This window comes from Rhodoluna sp., assembly GCF_049276775.1.
In the GTDB taxonomy this organism is placed as follows: domain Bacteria; phylum Actinomycetota; class Actinomycetes; order Actinomycetales; family Microbacteriaceae; genus Rhodoluna.
This window is the reverse complement of record NZ_JBASXC010000082.1, coordinates 1-17,444: the sequence shown is the minus strand read 5'-3', so window position 1 is coordinate 17,444 and position 17,444 is coordinate 1. Positions and strand designations below refer to the sequence as shown.

Sequence of the window (17,444 nt, the reverse complement as noted above, 5' to 3'; positions counted from 1 at the left end):
CTCTTTGCCCATCTTGCTATTTCAGAGAAAATTCAGCATCCAAGCCTTGATAACAATGTTCACGGGAGCAAGCTTTTATAACCCCACATCTCGCGCTTTCTCAACCGAGCTGCTTGCCACGGACGGACTCGTTGGGGCTTTCGATACCGCCGATCAAGAAATAGACCTGGGCCCTGGATTCGTTTTCCCCGCTTTTCGAGATGGTCACGCTCATCCCCTTTTTGCAGGACGCGAGGCAATGGGTCCTGTTGTCACGAAAGCTAGGTCAATTGCGGAAGTACAGCAGATCCTTCGGCAATACCGTGAAGCTAACCCGAACCAGGTCTGGATTGAAGGCGGGGCGTACGATCGCTCGATTGTTGAAGGGGGACTTTTTCTAGCCAGCTGGATTGATGAGGCCATCCTGGATGTGCCGGTGGTTTTGCACGCTAGCGATCACCACACCATTTGGGTAAACACTAAAGCGCTTGAACTTATCCCCTCGCCAGTTCCGGAGATTGTCTCTGGCTCAATTGACCTAGACAGCTTCGGGGTTCCCCAAGGAGTTTTGCGCGAACCCGAAGCAATGACGCTTGTTCTCGATAAGGCTCCAGCCAGAACCCTCGAGGCTGAGACAGCCGCACTCACCTGGGCTGACGAGGTACTCGCAGGGTTTGGGATTGTCGAGGCCCAGGATGCCTGGATAACCCCCGGAATGACTGAGGTTTATCTGGCAGCTTCTTCACAGAACCTGCTGCTTTTGGATTACAACATCGCCTTCAAGATTGAGCCCCACGATTGGAAGAAGTCAATTGAATTCGCCAAGGCGGATCGCGAGAAGGTTCGTGAGCTAAACCATCAAGGCTTGCGCGCAGAAACCGTAAAGCTTTTTGCAGACGGAGTCTTTGGATCAGGAACTGCCTCGGTGCTTGAGCCCTACCTCGATGATCACACGAATCACGGCGAGCCACTCTGGAGTGACGAAGATATGAGAGCAGCTTGCCTGGCTGCAGCAGAGCTTGGCTTTCAGCTTCACATCCACGCCATCGGTGATTCCGGAGTAAGGCAAGCACTTGACGCTATCGAGCACGTCCAGTCGATCTGCGGCAAGCCTTTGCTTCCTAGCGTTATCGCTCACGTTGAACTAATCAACAGCCAAGATATTCCTCGCTTTGCAACTTTGGGGGTTATTGCAAACATGCAGCCGCTCTGGGCTCAGGCCGATGGCATGCTGCTGAGCTGTGTGCCAAGACTGGGGCAAGCTCGGATCGATCAGATGTATCGCATGCGCGACCTAATCGACTCGGGGACAACAATTTCATTTGGCTCAGATTGGCCGGTTTCGAGCTCAAATCCCATTCTTGGAATCGCCACTGCCGTTACCAGACAAACAGCGGAACTTGAGCCAGCAGGCGGCTGGGTTCCCGCTCAGGCTATAAGCGTGGCTGAGGCGTTGAGATGTTACAGTAGCCAGGTGAGCTTTCAGCTCACTGGCAAGCATCCAAACGCCCTTGACGATGGTGAGCCTTGCGATTTCGTAGTTCTTGACAGAAATCCTTTCGAGACCGAGGCTCAAGATTTCAGAAACATAAAAGTTTTGGCCACCTACAAACTGGGCAAAAAAATCTATTGACCTACTTTTTGTGTCTCTAGATTACTTCTAAAGATGAAAAATTACTCATGATAATCTCTTCATACAAAGAGCGCTCGAAAAAAGTCTGGAAAAAATGAACCTTATTGACATCGGTTTGGTTATTGCCGGCTTGGCTCTTCTGATTGCAGGTGGCGAGGCCTTGGTCCGCGGAGCGGGAACCCTAGCCTCCCGAGCGGGCATCTCTCCACTAGTTATAGGCCTAGTGGTGGTTTCGGCGGCGACCTCCGCGCCAGAACTTGCCGTCACTGTCGATGCCGTCATTAGCGGCGAGCCAGACCTCGCGGTGGGCAATGTTATTGGAAGCAACATCGCAAATATCCTTCTCATTCTTGGGCTCTCTGCTGTTGTTAGCCCGTTGGTGATAAAGCGTCAACTAGTTCGCTTTGACATGCCGGTGATGGTTGGAATTGCGATTCTTTTTCTGCTGGTGAGTCTCGATGGTCGCATCAGCGTTTTCGATGGAATTCTTCTTTTTAGTTCCCTAGTGATTCACACAGCCATCAGTATTCGGATGGGCCGCACAGAGGTCCTATCCCCCGATGCCAAACCAGATACCATGCCCCTCAACAGCAAGCCAGTTTCACTCTGGTTGGCACTTCTGCTGCTGATTCTCGGTGTTGGGCTCTTGGTTTTGGGTGCCAGGTCATTAGTTTTGGGGGCGGTGAATATCGCAACTGCCCTGGGCATAAGCAGCCTCGTAATCGGACTTACGGTAATTGCGATTGGAACCTCTCTTCCAGAACTTGCAACTTCTTTGATTGCAATTCGACGCGGTGAGACTGACATGGCAGTTGGAAACGTTGTGGGAAGCAATATTTTCAACATGGGAATGGTTATTGGACTCCCAGCAATATTCTTTGCTGAAGGAATCCCGGTTGCACCTGCGGCGATTTCAATTGATCTCCCCCTGATGCTCGCAGCAGCAGTTGCTCTCTTACCAATAGCCTTTACGGGCTTCATAGTGGCGCGTTGGGAGGGTGGGCTGTTCGTAGTTTTGTACGTTGCCTACACCCTGTATCTGGTGCTTGACTCAACCGGTCACGATGCGGCGGTCGGCTTCAGCACCATCATGCTTTGGTTTGTGCTCCCACTAGTTGCGATGACACTCGTGGCTGTCACATCGTATGAACTTGGGGTTATCAGGGGAAAGAAGAACCCAAAAGGATAGCCCTCCCTTCTCAGGTGACCCGTGTGGGGCGTGCGGGACTTGAACCCGCGACCGACGGATTATGAGTCCGCTGCTCTAACCAGCTGAGCTAACGCCCCTCCGCTACAAGAATACCCTCTCAGCGTTATCAGTCCTAGAATGGGAGGAAATCGAGGAACTGGGTCTTCACGTGAACTTATGGCTAACCATTGGGCTCTCGGCCCTAACAACACTGAGCGTTGCGATAGCAATCCTTTTCGGCATTTGGCTATTTGTGAAAATAGTGGGGAAAAGATTCATCTGGCTGAGTGATGCCTACACTCAGATTCGGCCTCGACTTCGGTTCTTTACTCTGAATCTTGCGGCCCTCATTACTATTTTGATAGTAAACACCCCTGACGATGGCTGGTGGCGAGCAGGATCGCAGTCACTGTTAATCCTTCTAATCCTCTCCGGAGGCTTTCTGATTCAAAAAGTTGTTGATTTCTCCGTACTTCGGGTCATCAAGCGCTTCGAGGACGGTGACCAGGCGGATGCTGAGGTTCGCAGAATCACAACCCAGTTCAGTATTCTCCGTAGACTCGCCAACGCTGCGATTGGAACCATAGCCGTAGGGTTGGCATTGTTTACCTTCCCGGCAGCTCAGGGAATTGGAGCGGGCTTACTTGCCTCTGCGGGAGTGCTCAGCGTGGTTGGAGCGCTTGCCGCCCAATCGGTTCTTGGGAATCTTTTCGCTGGCATTCAATTGGCCTTCAGCAACGCTATTCGAGTGGGCGATGTCGTTGTGGTGGAGGGAGAGTGGGGCAAGATTGGGGAAATTACCCTTTCCTACGTAGTGGTCTATATCTGGGACGAGCGGCGCCTGATTGTTCCATCGACTCACTTCACAAACAAGGCCTTTGAAACCTGGACGCGCAAGACCTCGAAGGTGCTAGGAACTGTCTTTCTAGATGTCGACTGGAGAGTTCCGATAGAAGAGGTACGAAATGAATTTGATACTTACCTGAGTAAAAATCCCCTTTGGGACGGTCGAGCCTCTAACGTTTTGGTGACAGATGCCAGTGGTGGCTTTGTGACGCTCCGTTTCCTTATTTCAGCGGCGGATTCCTCCAAGCAGTGGGACCTCAGATGTCAGGTTCGTGAGCACATGGTCACCTGGCTGCAAAAAACCCACCCAGAAGCTCTGCCGAAATCCAGGGTTGTGCTGGACCAGACTCGCGAGAATTAGAAACCTATCGGTTCTCTCGTCGAAGTCGCTCGGCGGCTTTCTTGACACCTCGTCTAACACGAATCTCAATACGCCTAGCAGCAAAAACCACGTCGTCTCGGACCTCCTCAATTCGTTCCAGAACTTCTTCCCGGGCGCCTTCGGCCCGTTCTCTGAATTCGGCTCCGGCCTCCTCGGCCTTAGCTCGAAGCTCGGCCGAACGCTTTCGAGCAAGCATGATCGACCGGCTTACGCGCTTAGATAGCTGGCCGATAGGCAGGCTGTAGGTGGCGAGATTGTCAGCCGACTCCACAGCGTGATTAATTTCACCGCGATACAGCCCCTCAAAGATTTTGATCGTGTTGTCAATATCGTGCGAATGAATTAGGTGAAGTGAATTTTCTGATAGTCGATCCAGCTCACTCTGGCTTGCCGTTAACACCTTGAGTAGTCGATCGGCAAAGGCCTCAACATCGTCGGGTGGGAACAGGTACCCGTTGTCACCATCGTGTACCAGGTGCGGAAGAGCCATGGCATCAGCGGCCACCACAGGTCGGCCGGAGGCCATAGCCTCCATAGTTGCTATCGACTGCAGTTCAGCGATTGAGGGCATCGCAAAAAGTGTGGCCCTCTCGTAAGCACCGGCAAGGTCTTTGTCTGAAATGTGACCTCGGAACTCAACGTTTTTGGCAATCCCGAGATCCACCGAAAGTTTCTCCAGGTAATCTCGCTCTCCCCCATCGCCTACTATTTCAACTTTTACATTTAGAGACTTTGGCAATAGGGCAACAGCTTTTAGGAGGTTATGAATATGCTTTTCATAATCCAACCGTCCCAAAAACAGAATTCTTGGCTCTTTATTCGAAGTCGGGGTTTGATTGGCAAACTTGGAAGCTTCGATACCGCAGGAAACCGCCAGCACACCGCTAAGCCCCGAGGCGGCCTCAAGTAAGTTTGCTGCTCTTCTGGTTGGCGTGGTGACAATATCGGCTTTACTAAGGACTCGTCCCGCGTCTTTCCAAGCTAAGTTCATGACCCACTGCTCGGCCCAGCGTGGGATTACCATCGAATACTTGATTAAGTTCTCCGGCATGATGTGGTTTGTTGCGATAACCCTTATGCCAAGTTCCCTAGCTGACTTGAGAACGAAGCGGCCGACAATCATGTGTGAGTTTATGTGCACAGCGTCCGGCTTGAACTTTTTTAGCAACCTATCGGCTTTGGACTTTAGCGTGAAGGGCCAGACGTACCTAAGGGTTTTGTGTTGGATTACTCGGTAGCTCTTGATCCGATGGACAGTCATGACCTGACCGTCGTGCACCTCCGTAAAGGTGCCAAAACTATCGTTGTGTGCGGGTGCAATAACGTGCACCTCGTTGCCTGATCGAACCAGGCCGGCAGCTAGTCGCTCGGCGAAGCGGGAGGCACCGTTGATGTCCGGCGGGAAGGTGTCACAGGCGATGACTATGCGTTGTGGCGCAGCGATAATCGATGTTTCGGTCATTTTTTGCCTTGTAGAGCTTTGGGGGAAGGAAGCTTTATCTAAAGTTTACCCGACTCGCCTCTGGCCCAGTTTTAGCTCGGGATGGACCTTAGAAAGAAGGTAGACACCGGCTATGGCAACCACACCCGAGACACAAAAGGCCACCACCGAGCCCCAGCTGGCATCCTGGGCCTCTCCGAGCACTCCAATAGCTATTCCAACTGCGACCATCGGGTCGATAACCGTGAGCCCCGCGATTACTAAATCGGGTGGACCCGAGGAGAAGGCATTTTGAACAAACCAGCCGCCGAGTAAGACAGCTCCGATCATGCAGACAAGAGCTAGCGCGGAAAGCAGGTCGTAGTCCATCTGGTAAAGCCGCTGAATAACCACCTTGGCGAGAGTTGCAACAAATCCATAGAGCACTCCCGCTCCGAGGATGTAGGTAAGCGCACGGGCTTTTTTACCAAAGGTGAAAAACAACACTCCGAATGCCGACAGGATTATTACTAGTAGCCCAAGAACCCGAAGCAAGTTAGCATCGGTTAGCTCGACTTGAGATGCCACCCTCGAAGCTGTCGCCACAAAGCCACCAACACCAAAGGTTGCTAGCGCTATAGCAAACGCGGTTCCTTTATTGATTGGGGTCTTGGTATAGCGGGCGTTCAATAAAGAGGTGATCACGAGCGCAATGGCACCAATAGGTTGAACGACAATTAGTGGAGCAAGCGTTAGTGCGGATAGTTGTAGCATCATGCCAAGGCCCAGCAACCCAAGACCCGAAATCCATCTCGGTCTTCTGAATAGCCTGGCGAGCTCTCTAACGGATAGAAAACCGCGCACCCTTGGAGCCTTTTCACGGCCCTTGGAGACGGCTTGATTTTGGAATTGTGCTCCAAAGGCTAGGGCTACTGCAGCCAATACTGCCAATAAAATGGCAAGTTCTCTTAGCTCTGGTCCCAAATCACTACCTCAATCAACAAATTCGAGCCTAGCTTGCGTTGGATGGGTCGTGGGTTTAGCCAAACGGCTAGATTTAAGGGGTGATTAGACCTATTCGCATCTACGGTGACCCCGTTTTACACCGATTAGCGGAAGAAGTCACCGATTTTGATGACAATCTTCGCCAGTTAGTTGCCGACATGTTCGAGACCATGGATGAGGCTCCGGGGGTGGGGTTAGCTGCTCCCCAGGTTGGAGTCTCACAGCGAGTGCTGGTCTACAGTTACCCAGATGATGAGGATAATCCAAGGCGCGGAGTGATTATCAACCCAAGATTTTCCCACACCCCCCTCCCTAATGGGGAGGTGCCTGAGGAACTAGATAGCGAGGGGTGCCTTTCGGTTCCCGGTGAGCGCTTTAGCCTTCGACGCGGTGAGCAAGCGGTAATAGAAGGTGTCGACCTTGAGCAAAAGCCGGTGCGGATTGAGGCAGAGGGCTGGTTCGCCAGAATTTTCCAACATGAGTTTGATCACTTGAATGGAATTACATACATCGACAAGTTGCCCTTTCAGGAAAGAACGGAAGCTTTTGAAATCATACGGGAGCGGGGATGGAATAAGCCGGGTGTTTCATGGATGCCCGGGATTGACAATTTAGAGGACTAGATCCACATTCGAATCAGCGCTGCAACTGTGGCCGCAGCTCCAACCACCACCACAAATGGCACACGGAGGTAAAACAAAACCCCGGCAACCAAAAGTGCTGGGACTCTGGCATCGAAGCTGATCCCCTCATTGGATCCGAAGGTCTGGATTCCAACCAGGGCGCCAAGTAGAGCAACGGTCAAAAGCGTTGCCAAGTCCTTAACTTTGGGACTCGATACAAAGCGCTCGGGAACTAAAAAGCCAAAAAGTTTCCACGAGTAAACCAGTGCGCTGGAGACAAGGACAGCAGCCCACAGAGTCATTTTTTACTCCGCATTCCATAGGCCCAAAACCCAAGAGCCAAAAATGCCGTTAGTAGAACCGGCAGCCCCGCGGGCAACACAATAGATAGCGACGCCGCTAAGAACGCCGACGCTACCGCCAGGAGCAACAGCCTGGATTGTCCAAGTCTCGGCCAAATTAGACCCAGGAATGCAGCGGCTGCGGCCGCGTCGAGGCCGAAGTCGCTCGGATCTCCGATCTGTGAACCCAGAAGAGCTCCGGCAAGGGTAAAGATATTCCAGAACACAAAAACTGCAATTCCGGTAAGCCAAAAACCCAGCCGCTCTTTTTCTCGATCCGGTTCTTGGGACAGCGAAACGGCGTTTGACTCATCAATGGTGAGCTGAGCCGCAAGTGGTCTGATCACAGAGCTGACCGAAAGAATCGGGTTCATACGTATTGCGTAAAATCCGTTTCTGACCCCGAGTAGCCATGCTGAGAGAATTGCCGGCACAACTCCGGCACCGGTTGCCACAACGCCGATAAAAGCGAATTGACTTCCGCCGCTAAACATCAAAAGACTCAAGGCCATTGTCTGCCAGACATCTAACCCGGCCGCGACCGACAGGGCGCCGAAGGAGATTCCGTATAAGCCGGTAGCGACACCAACGCCCAAAGATACTGCAGCTACGGACTGATGCTTATTAGACATTGAGAAGCCCCGTCCGCTCGGCTTTTATGACAAGCTCCGCTGCAGTCCTAACTGGAAGTCTGGAAACTAGGCCATCAAGATTCGACATTGAGAAGCCCTTAAGCTGATTTGGATTTGCCTTGATCCAAACCGAACGCAGTCTTCTGAGATTACTCGCCAGCTTTTCTGGAAGCTGCTCGATAAGTTTTACCAGGTCAAGATCCAGCTTGCGCTTTATCTCTTGAGCTGAAATCAATGCGTGGAGTGTGTCCAGCGAAACCCCAGACTCCCCCGCCCTTACCTGCTCTATTGCCTCCAAAAGCGCCTCAGGTCCATTCTCGATTGAAATCACGTGGTTGACGCCTATTTCAAGGGCGGAAAGTGTCAGCGCGGGCTGATTGAATGCTGCCGTTATAAGACAACCTGGCGCGTGCTCTATGCCCATTTCGTTTCGAAGATTTGAATAGAAATTAACTCCGGGCCCAGAAGCTAGCCGCTGATCAATCACCAGAACGTCCACTAGACCGTTGGCCACCGCAAAAACATCTGATTCCTCACCGGTTGAATCAAGGACAATCTCGACATTAGGAAGTGAGGAGATAAGCATTCGGCGACCCGTACGAACATCAGAATCTGAGTCCAGCAAAGCAACGCGAAGTGAATGCTCCATTTAGGGCAATGGCTCCACATCTGTTTTGACTCGTGCTTCTGGGAACATTGCCGAAACTGTAAACCCAACACCTACTACCCTCTGAACCTCCAGCGAACCTCCGAAGCTTTCGGCACGCTCTCGCATTGCAGTGAGTCCCGGGCCAGAGACCTTTTCGAGCAAGGTGTTGAGGTCTTCGTCGACATCGTATGGCAGTGGCAGGCCGTTCGGGCCTAACGTGGCACGTCTTTGAACCTCAACACCGTTGTCCTTTATCATCACCTGGAGACCGGCGTCTAACCAAATCAGCTCAACTTTTGCAGTGGTGCCCGCCGGGTTATGCTGCTTCACGTTCTCTAGGGCCTCGTAGACGATTCTATAGATGGCTAGCTCAGCTGCTTGATCCAATTCGAACTGGGTTCCAATGTATGAAACCTCGACGTCAAGACCCTTATCTCGCATTGTGATGGCCAGTGAGTTGAGGTCCCTAAGGGTTGGCAAAGTTGTGGAAACCGCAGTACCTCGGTTGATCATGTCGAACAGCCTTCTAAGTTCAGAATGAGCGGCTTTAGCACTGACCAGGATTTTATCCAGAGCCCTAATGCCCGCCTCGGGATTCGTCTTAGCTACATACAGGCCTCCCTCGGCGTTTGTAATTACCGAGGCGAGCTTTTGAACTGCGTTCTCGTTTATGTCTCTCGCAATTTCAAATCTCTTGGACTGCTCGGCAAGCTCAATCGAAAGCTTGAGCTGCCTCTCCTCGTAAACTAAGCGGTCGAAATCGCTACCAACGTGCACGAGCCGAGTAATCAGAAGTTGTCCGAGTATCCACATCAACGTCACGAGGCTTATTGCGAGAAGAACCAGTGTGACAAAAACAATTACTCGACCCTGAGTCTGAAGTTCGATGAAACCACCGTAAACCGCAATGTTCAATGCGGGATTAAAACTCAAGTTCGCCGAAAATCCGAGACCGCCAAGAACCAAAACTACATAATTGATTTCTCGCCAGGGCTTGGAGCTAAAGACCCCGACAACAAAAGCAACCAGAGGAATTCCTATTGAGCCAAAAATAGGCAAGAGCGTGAAGCCAATTTGAATCGCACTCCCAATCAGTATCAGTGCCGAAGTGAGGTAGCTGAACCGACGAACGAATATTAAACTCGATGCGATTGCAAGTGAGCCGAGCATTGCTACGGGTCCCTGAGTAATAAGGTCAAGCCCACCCAAGACGAAAAACACTAGGGCTGCGAGTAAAACCTCTGGAAGCCAATTTCTTTGTTGGATCCACCGAATCATCGGCACCTCCTGAAGTTGGCCTTATGTCACAAGATGAATTGGCTCCCCGGCTTGGACTCGAACCAAGAACCTATCGGTTAACAGCCGATTGCTCTGCCAATTGAGCTACCGAGGAATGCTTACGCAGCCTCCAACACTACCAAAAAACGACACCTCCAGAGGGCCTCAGTAGCCCAGGTTCGGGTCTACTTCGCCGAGCCAAGAACCCTCTCCCAGAAAAGCCCTCACGTTGTGCTCCAAGCGGATGGCAAAGTGCCTCATCACAATCTCCTTGGTGTCTGCCGTGTGGGGAGTCACGATCAAATCATCCCTCCCGAACATCGGGTGTCCATCGGGTAGAGGTTCTGGGTCTGTGACATCTACCGCAGCGGCAGCCAAGTGACCCGAATCCAGTGCACTCAAAAGATCAGTGGTGTTGACTATCGGACCCCTGGCAACATTAACTAAAAAAGCACTCGGCTTCATTTTTTCAAGGAGCTTGGAATTAAAGAGTCCACGAGTTTTCTCAGTTAGTGCGCAGGCGACAACCACAAGGTCAGCAGCTGAGATTTTATCTGGCAGTTCGTCCAGACCGAATACCTCGCGGGCAAACTCCACTTTTTTACCGGCATTGTTTCTACAAACCGATATTTTGGCCCTAAAAGGCCGGAGCATACCAATTAGCTCCTCAGAGATTCCACCGGCGCCGATGAGTAAAACATTAGAGTCATAAAAACTGGTGGCCTCACTTTTGCCCCAAGTTGTCGCTTTTATGCGAACCGGCAGTATTCTTCCGAGCGCTAGAGCCAAAGCCAGGGCGTGCTCGGCAACGGGTTCTTTATAGGAGCCCTTGGCACTTGTGAATCTAACCGGAGCATGAAGAATATCAGCAAAGGCATCGACCCCCGCAAAAGGGAGCTGAACCCACTCTAGCTGGGGGTTTTCAGTGATGGTCTTGGCAAGAAGTTTGGGAGCGGAATAATCAGTCCAAATCAAAGCTCTTACGTTCTTGCCCAGTTTTGCAATTTGTCCGCCACCTGCGACAACTGCGGCTTCGTATTTCTCAAAGCTCTTGGGCTCAATGGCTATTAGGTTGTTAGCCACCCTGAAGTTTCCTTCTTCTCTCCTCGATCGAGACAAGCTCCTTCTGAATCTCCGCTATCTTTTCGGTTTCCGCAGGGTCAAGCTGACGAAGCACTGCCTGCATCGAAAGCTTTTGTCTGGTCAACAGATTTATGAATCCGCTGTTTATAACCCCGGCAACATACTTTGCAAGCTCTTGCTCATCGCTCGCAGGAAGCTCGGTGGCCGCAAGCGAGCGAAGGGTGGGGTGAAGGTCTGAATCCAAAACCTCGGCTATCTTTGGCAGCCAATTGGGACCCTCTCGAAATTCCAGGGCTTTTGCGATGCCGCCGGCAACGGCCGCGTGGGCAGCTGCCAGATAATCCCCCGATAAAAGCTCTGCCATGGCCTCTTTTACTACGAGCGTTGGCTGCTGAACAAGAACCTCTAGCAACTGCCTCTCAAACCGAACCACCGGGTCCTTCAAGTCGGGTGCTTGAAAGTTCGTCTCCGTTGCAGCTTCTGGGATTTGGTTTTGTCGGAGTGGCGCTACCGCTGACACAACTTTTTCCTTGATGCCGCGATCAACTAATTGGGTTACCTCGGTTAGATCAAGGTTTACCCAGTTCGCAAGCTCCCTTATGTAAACCGACCGAAGGGCCGAATCTCTGATGGTTGCGATAACCATGGCTGCCGCACGAGCCGCACCTACTCGTCCCTCAATCGATTCAAGGCTGAAATTCTTCATCTTTTGCTTTATCGCAAACTCGTAAATTGGCTTTTTGTTCTCAATCATCGAAATAACCGCCTCGTCGCCCTTTTGGACCCTTAGATCAGAAGGATCTAAGCCGTCTGGCCCAACCGCTATGAAACTATTGGCGTGAAATTTGTCGGCATCGGCAAAGGCTCGCATTGCGGCTTTTTGTCCGGCTTCGTCAGGGTCGAATGTAAAGATTACCTCAGCCGGATTATCGACGTTTGCAGAAAGCATTCGATTCAAGATTCTGATGTGCTCGTCGCCAAAGGCCGTGCCACAGGTTGCAACTGCAGTTGTCACCCCAGCTAGGTGGCAAGCCATAACGTCGGTATATCCTTCCACCACTACCACTTTTTGAGATTTAGAGATTTCTTTTTTGGCTAAATCAATTCCGTATAGGACCGCTGACTTGTGATACACCGGCGTCTCCGAGGTGTTTAAATACTTCGGACCTTGATCGTCGTCAAAAAGTTTTCTGGCACCAAAGCCAATCACCTGATTCGAAGTGTCTCTAATTGGCCAAATAAGCCGTCCACGGAACTTGTCATAGAGTCCCCGCTCGCCCTTTGACGACAGCGAAGCCATCACAAGCTCCTCTTCGGTAAAACCTGAAGCCTTTAGGTGATCAGTTAGGTTATTCCAGCCCTTGGGTGCAAACCCAACGCCGAATTGCTCGGCCGCTTGCTTGTCGAAGCCTCGGGACTTTAGAAAATCGCGCCCGGGTATAGCGGCATCGGTCATCAGCTGATCTTGGAAATACTTTGCCGCCACTTGATTAGCTTCAAAGATTCTTGCCTTTTGCCCCTGGTCTGGACCTTTGGCGCCGGCTTCGTAGGTCAGGGTGTATCCAACTTTGCCAGCGAGGTTTTCTACCGCTTCATAAAAACTTAAAGATTCCATCTCCTGAAGGAACTTGTAGACATCGCCCCCTGCCCCACAGCCGAAGCAGTGGTAAAACCCCTGCAGCGGACGGACGTTAAACGATGGCGATTTCTCCTGATGAAAAGGACACAGCCCCTTCAGGCTTCCGGCGCTGGCGGGTTTGAGGGCAACGTAAGAGCCGACGACATCGGCGATGTTTACTCTCGCCTTTACTTCCTCGATGTCTCGAGGGCTGATTTTTCCCGCCATTAGCTAATCCTATTTTCCGATCAACTCGGCATGTAGGTTTAGCGCCGAGACGTCGGTCAAAGATGCAACCTGATCAACAACAACCCGATACTTCTTCGCATCGGATCGAGCCTCAGCCCAGACCGCCTGGCAGTAGTTATCCAAGTGCCTACCGTTCGAAGCAAGCAAGGCATCAGCTAGCGAAGTCAGAATCTCTCTTTGCCATAGGTAATACGGCTGGCGCTTTTGATCGGTCATCAAAAACACCGACACTGTTCCTTTGAGGACCGCAATCTCGGCGCGAACATCATCTGGGATTGCAAGCTCACCGTTATACCTAACCAGGTGCTCGGAGCCATTGGTCGCCAGAGTATGAGAGGTTGATCTTCCTACGAAAGATCCAATCAGATAGCTGGTTAGATTTTTTAGAGTCGCCTGATCAGCCATCGACGAGGAGTAACTTTTTGGCCAGTAAAGATTAGAGCTCAGTCTCTGAAAAGCTGACTCGATGTCTGACGTCGAAAGCTCGGGACCTGCCCAGCTTTGAATCTTTGAAAAAAGTTCACCGTGGTTTGATTCGGGACTTAGCTCTTTAAGGTCAACGTATCCGGAAACTACAGCATCTTCGAAATCGTGTACCGAATAAGCCACGTCGTCGGCAAAATCCATTACCTCAGCTTCGATGCACTTTCTTGAAGATGGTGAGTCCTTGCGCAGAAAATCAAATATTTCTTTGTCGTCCTCGTAGTAGCCAAACTTAACAGATTGATTTCCTCCGGACTCGGCAACACCTTCGGACTGACCCCACGGGTACTTACAAGATGCGTCAAGGCTTGCACGGGTTAGATTCAGTCCTCTGGTGTGTCCAGTATCGTCAATTACCTTTGGTTCGATGCGAGACAGCAGTCTAAGGGTCTGGGCGTTTCCTTCGAACCCACCAAATTCCTCGGCCCAAACACTCAGCGCTTTTTCACCGTTGTGCCCAAAAGGAGGGTGGCCAAGGTCGTGGGCTAAGCATGCGGTGTCAACAACATCTGGATCAACCCCGAGTGCCTTTGCCATCTCGCGACCTACTTGGGCAACCTCTAGTGAATGGGTGAGTCTGGTTCTTGCAAAATCCCCGTTGGTTGGAGAAAGCACCTGCGTCTTTGCCCCGAGTCTTCTAAGCGCTGAGGAGTGAAGCACTCTGGCCCGATCTCTCTCAAACTCACCTCGCTTGGCTGAAAAAGTGCGATCTTCCGGAACGAATCTTTCGAAATCGCTTGGCAGGTAGCCCGGGGTCGACATCTAGCCCCCCGAGACGCTTAGCTCGGCCTCGAGGAGGGACTCTTTCGCTGACTCCCCGAGCTCTCTTGAGTTCAACCAGTGCTCCGGTAGCGCACAGCTTTTTACTGAACCGGCTCGACCCCTGGGACCCTCAGCTTCTTCACCCGGATATGGCATCGAGCGATCGAGGGTCCCGAGAATCTGATCCATATGCTCCAAGTTTTCAACACTGGCCAGCGAAGCTCTAAATTCCCCTCCAACGGGGTACCCCTTGAAATACCAAGCGACGTGTTTTCTGATGTCTCGACAAGCCCTTAGCTCATCCTCAAAAAACTCAACCAGTAACACAGCGTGTTTCTTGAATGCATCTGCGACTTCGCCCAAGTTGGGCTGAATCTGGGAATAGTCAATCTCAGCGTTTGGGTTAGCAAGATACTTTCTGAAAGCGTTCTCTAAGTCGGCAAACAGCCAGGGTCTTCCAAGACAACCTCTTCCGACCACCACGCCATCAACCCCGGTCTGCTTCATCATGTTTACGGCGTCTTCGGCACTCCAGATGTCGCCATTTCCCAGCACCTGCACATCGGGTAGAGCGGCTCTCAGTTCAGCAATTGCCTCCCAGTCAGCCTTGCCCGAGTAGTAGTCGGCTGCTGTTCGGCCATGGAGGGCAACCGCAGCAACTCCAGCATCGCGAGCCGCTTTACCGGCGTCCAGAAAAGTTAGGTGATTTGAGTCAATACCTTTTCGCATCTTCACAGTAACTGGAATATTGCCTGCTGACCTTACGGCAGAATAAACAATTGCCTCGAAAAGGTCCTTCTTCCACGGAAGAGCTGCTCCCCCGCCCTTGCGGGTGACTTTTGGAACCGGGCAGCCAAAGTTTAGATCGATGTGGTCTGCTCTATCTTCCGCGACCAGCATCGAAACCGCCTCCCCGATGGTCTTTGGGTCAACACCGTAAAGCTGGACCGAACGAACCCTTTCAGACTCGTGATGGCCAATAAGTCTCATGGACTCCTCGGTGCGCTCCACTAGAGCCCGCGAGGTGACCATCTCGGAGACGTAGAGCCCGCCGCCAAATTCCTGACACAGTCTGCGGTATGCGGTGTTTGTGATTCCCGCCATGGGGGCAAGTACCACTGGCACGTCAATGGCTATGTTGCCATAGGTAAGAGCCGGTTTGTTTGTTGCCTGCATGAGATAAGTCTTAGACAAGCTTCTCGGCTAGATATCCCTTGAGCTTGTCGAGGGAGACGCGGGACTGCTCCATGCTGTCCCGCTCACGAACCGTGACCGCCTGGTCTTCTAAAGATTCAAAGTCAACGGTTATACAAAAGGGAGTTCCGATCTCATCTTGTCTGCGGTACCTGCGACCGATGGCACCCGAATCATCAAAGTCAATGTTCCAGGTTCCGCGAAGATCCTGAGCCAAGTTTCTGGCGACCGGAGAAAGGTCTTCGTTTCTCGAAAGCGGCAAAACCGCTGCCTTGACTGGAGCTAGACGGTAGTCCAAGCGAAGGACCGTGCGAGAATCGACTCCGCCCTTGGTGTTGGGGGCCTCATCTTCAGCATAGGCGTCTACCAAAAATGCCATGAGGGATCTGGTTAGTCCAGCCGCTGGCTCAATAACAAAAGGTGTCCATCTTTCGCCCTTGGTCTGGTCAAAGTAGCTTAGGTCTACCCCAGACTCGCGAGCGTGAGTTGCGAGATCGAAGTCGGTTCGGTTTGCAACGCCTTCGAGCTCGCCGAATTCGCTTCCTGGAAAACCAAAGCGGTATTCGATGTCTACGGTTCGCTTCGAATAGTGCGATAGCTTTTCCTTGGGGTGCTCAAATAAGCGCAAGTTCTCTGGGTTTATGCCTAGCTCGGTGTACCAGTTGTAGCGCTCCTGAATCCAGTATTCGTGCCACGTCTCGTCGGTTCCGGGCTCAACAAAAAACTCCATCTCCATTTGCTCAAATTCACGCGTTCTAAAAACGAAGTTTCCAGGGGTGATTTCGTTCCTAAAGCTCTTACCGATCTGCCCGATGCCAAAAGGCGGCTTCATGCGAGATGCGTTCAACACGTTGGCAAAGTTCACAAAGATTCCTTGGGCGGTTTCTGGCCTCAGGTAGTGAAGACCAGACTCATCTTCAACCGGGCCTAGGTAGGTCTTTAATAAACCATTAAATAGCTTGGGCTCGGTCCACACATCTTTAGTGCCACAACTCGGGCAGGCGATGTCCTTCATTGACTCTGGAGGGCGACCCTTTTTTTCCTCAAAGGCCTCCTCGAGGTGATCCTGTCTAAATCTCTTGTGGCAGCTGGTGCACTCGATCAGCGGGTCAACAAATTCTTTTACGTGCCCTGAGGCCTCCCAAACGCGTCTTGGCAAAATCACGGACGAGTCGAGGCCAACAACGTCTTCGCGGCTGTTTACCATCGAACGCCACCACTGGCGCTTGATGTTTTCCTTGAGCTCGACCCCCAGCGGTCCGTAGTCCCAAGCCGAGCGGGTCCCACCGTAAATTTCCCCAGCTGGGAACACAAATCCCCTGCGCTTCGCTAGCGAAATTGCCGAATCTAGGCGGTTAGTCTTTGCCACGTTGAACTCCAAGTTGGGACCGGTTAAAGGCCCGAAACCGGACCAGACAACAGTTTACTTGGCTCTCTTTGGCTTCGGGCTATCGATTGCTCCGCCGAAGCGGCGCTGCCTGGTTGAATACTCAGCTATCGAGGCCCATAGCGTGCTTCGGTCGAAATCCGGCCACAGCACCTCACTAAATACAAGCTCGGCGTAGGCGCTTTGCCAAAGTAGGAAGTTGGAGATGCGCTTTTCACCGGAGGTTCTAATAAACAGGTCCACATCTGAAAGCGGATAGGTTGATAGTAATTTGCCAAAGCTTTTTTCCGTGACAGCCGCCGGCTTGAGCTTTTTCTTTGCCGCCAGAACTGCAATTTCATTGACAGCGTCAACAATTTCAACACGAGAACCGTAGTTCACACACATAGTCAACACGAGTCCTTTATTTTTCTTCGTCAGCTCCTCGGCAGCCTCTAACTCGTCAATGACGCTGGCCCATAGCCTTGGTCTTCTTCCAACCCATCGTATTTTCACTCCCCAGTTATGGAGCTGGTCGCGTCTGGAGCGCAAGACATCTTTATTGAAACCCATTAAGAAGCGAACTTCTTCAGGAGAGCGTTTCCAGTTTTCCGTGGAAAATGCGAAAACCGTTAGCTCGCTAACCCCAGCCTCAATTGCTCCGGCGACCACATCCAAAAGGGCCGCTTCACCGGCTTTGTGACCCTCTATT

16 protein-coding genes and 2 tRNA genes are annotated in these 17,444 nt (G+C 51.8%); 4 read left to right on the top strand and 14 right to left on the bottom strand.

The genetic code is table 11. The features are described from left to right. Both WAO31_RS05755 and WAO31_RS05750 read left to right on the top strand, forming a co-directional pair. Window positions 1-1,612, top strand: a 1,612-nt coding sequence (locus tag WAO31_RS05755; RefSeq protein WP_509591334.1) for an amidohydrolase, incomplete at its 5' end; no start/stop codon positions are given. A 94-nt stretch (window positions 1,613-1,706) separates the two neighbouring features. Next, window positions 1,707-2,801: a calcium/sodium antiporter gene (locus WAO31_RS05750; protein ID WP_509591332.1), complete on the top strand. Its 1,095-nt coding sequence runs from the start codon at window positions 1,707-1,709 to the stop codon at window positions 2,799-2,801. A gap of 24 nt (window positions 2,802-2,825) precedes the next feature. Here WAO31_RS05750 and WAO31_RS05745 read toward each other — a convergent pair. Further along, a tRNA-Ile gene (locus WAO31_RS05745) sits at window positions 2,826-2,899 on the bottom strand. A 71-nt stretch (window positions 2,900-2,970) separates the two neighbouring features. Here WAO31_RS05745 and WAO31_RS05740 point away from each other — a divergent pair. Further along, window positions 2,971-4,008, top strand: coding sequence for a mechanosensitive ion channel family protein (locus WAO31_RS05740; protein WP_509591330.1), 1,038 nt, complete (start codon window positions 2,971-2,973; stop codon window positions 4,006-4,008). Between the two features lie 4 nt (window positions 4,009-4,012). Here WAO31_RS05740 and WAO31_RS05735 read toward each other — a convergent pair whose 3' ends face one another. Together WAO31_RS05735 and WAO31_RS05730 are read right to left on the bottom strand one after the other, a co-directional pair. Beyond that, a complete protein-coding gene (locus tag WAO31_RS05735; protein WP_509591328.1) occupies window positions 4,013-5,491 on the bottom strand; it encodes a glycosyltransferase in 1,479 nt (492 codons plus the stop codon). 45 nt (window positions 5,492-5,536) lie between these two features. After that, a complete protein-coding gene (locus tag WAO31_RS05730) occupies window positions 5,537-6,433 on the bottom strand; it encodes a DMT family protein (RefSeq protein WP_509591326.1) in 897 nt (298 codons plus the stop codon). An 80-nt stretch (window positions 6,434-6,513) separates the two neighbouring features. Here WAO31_RS05730 and def point away from each other — a divergent pair, with 80 nt between their 5' ends. After that, the gene (gene def / locus WAO31_RS05725) at window positions 6,514-7,077 is read left to right on the top strand and encodes a peptide deformylase (protein WP_509591324.1); all 564 of its coding nucleotides are present in this window, start codon (window positions 6,514-6,516) and stop codon (window positions 7,075-7,077) included. Here def and WAO31_RS05720 read toward each other — a convergent pair. From WAO31_RS05720 to uppS, 11 genes are all read right to left on the bottom strand, one after another. Then, window positions 7,074-7,379, bottom strand: coding sequence for an AzlD domain-containing protein (locus WAO31_RS05720; RefSeq protein ID WP_509591322.1), 306 nt, complete (start codon window positions 7,377-7,379; stop codon window positions 7,074-7,076). The genes def and WAO31_RS05720 overlap by 4 nt on opposite strands. Next, window positions 7,376-8,050, bottom strand: a complete 675-nt coding sequence (locus WAO31_RS05715; protein WP_509591320.1) for an AzlC family ABC transporter permease — start codon at window positions 8,048-8,050, stop codon at window positions 7,376-7,378. The genes WAO31_RS05720 and WAO31_RS05715 overlap by 4 nt, the downstream gene beginning before the upstream one ends. Beyond that, entirely contained in the window at window positions 8,043-8,699 is a 657-nt protein-coding gene (locus WAO31_RS05710) for a response regulator (RefSeq protein WP_509591318.1), read from the bottom strand. The genes WAO31_RS05715 and WAO31_RS05710 overlap by 8 nt, the downstream gene beginning before the upstream one ends. Next, window positions 8,700-9,977 (bottom strand): sensor histidine kinase, encoded by a 1,278-nt coding sequence (locus WAO31_RS05705; RefSeq protein WP_509591316.1) that lies wholly within the window; start codon window positions 9,975-9,977, stop codon window positions 8,700-8,702. Between the two features lie 39 nt (window positions 9,978-10,016). Then, window positions 10,017-10,092: transfer RNA gene (locus WAO31_RS05700), tRNA-Asn, on the bottom strand. Window positions 10,093-10,142: 50 nt separating this feature from the next. Beyond that, window positions 10,143-11,060 (bottom strand): D-isomer specific 2-hydroxyacid dehydrogenase family protein, encoded by a 918-nt coding sequence (locus WAO31_RS05695; RefSeq protein ID WP_509591314.1) that lies wholly within the window; start codon window positions 11,058-11,060, stop codon window positions 10,143-10,145. Next, window positions 11,053-12,906, bottom strand: a complete 1,854-nt coding sequence (dnaG, locus tag WAO31_RS05690) for a DNA primase (RefSeq protein ID WP_509591312.1) — start codon at window positions 12,904-12,906, stop codon at window positions 11,053-11,055. Before dnaG ends, WAO31_RS05695 begins: the two co-directional genes overlap by 8 nt. Window positions 12,907-12,915: 9 nt before the next feature. Next, entirely contained in the window at window positions 12,916-14,172 is a 1,257-nt protein-coding gene (locus WAO31_RS05685; RefSeq protein ID WP_509591310.1) for a deoxyguanosinetriphosphate triphosphohydrolase, read from the bottom strand. Next, window positions 14,173-15,348: a tRNA dihydrouridine synthase DusB gene (gene dusB / locus WAO31_RS05680; protein WP_509591336.1), complete on the bottom strand. Its 1,176-nt coding sequence runs from the start codon at window positions 15,346-15,348 to the stop codon at window positions 14,173-14,175. A 10-nt stretch (window positions 15,349-15,358) separates the two neighbouring features. Beyond that, on the bottom strand, window positions 15,359-16,735 hold the full coding sequence (locus tag WAO31_RS05675; protein ID WP_509591308.1) for a glycine--tRNA ligase: 1,377 nt from the start codon (window positions 16,733-16,735) through the stop codon (window positions 15,359-15,361). Window positions 16,736-16,789: 54 nt separating this feature from the next. Then, window positions 16,790-17,444, bottom strand: a 655-nt coding sequence (gene uppS / locus WAO31_RS05670; protein ID WP_509591306.1) for a polyprenyl diphosphate synthase, incomplete at its 5' end; no start/stop codon positions are given.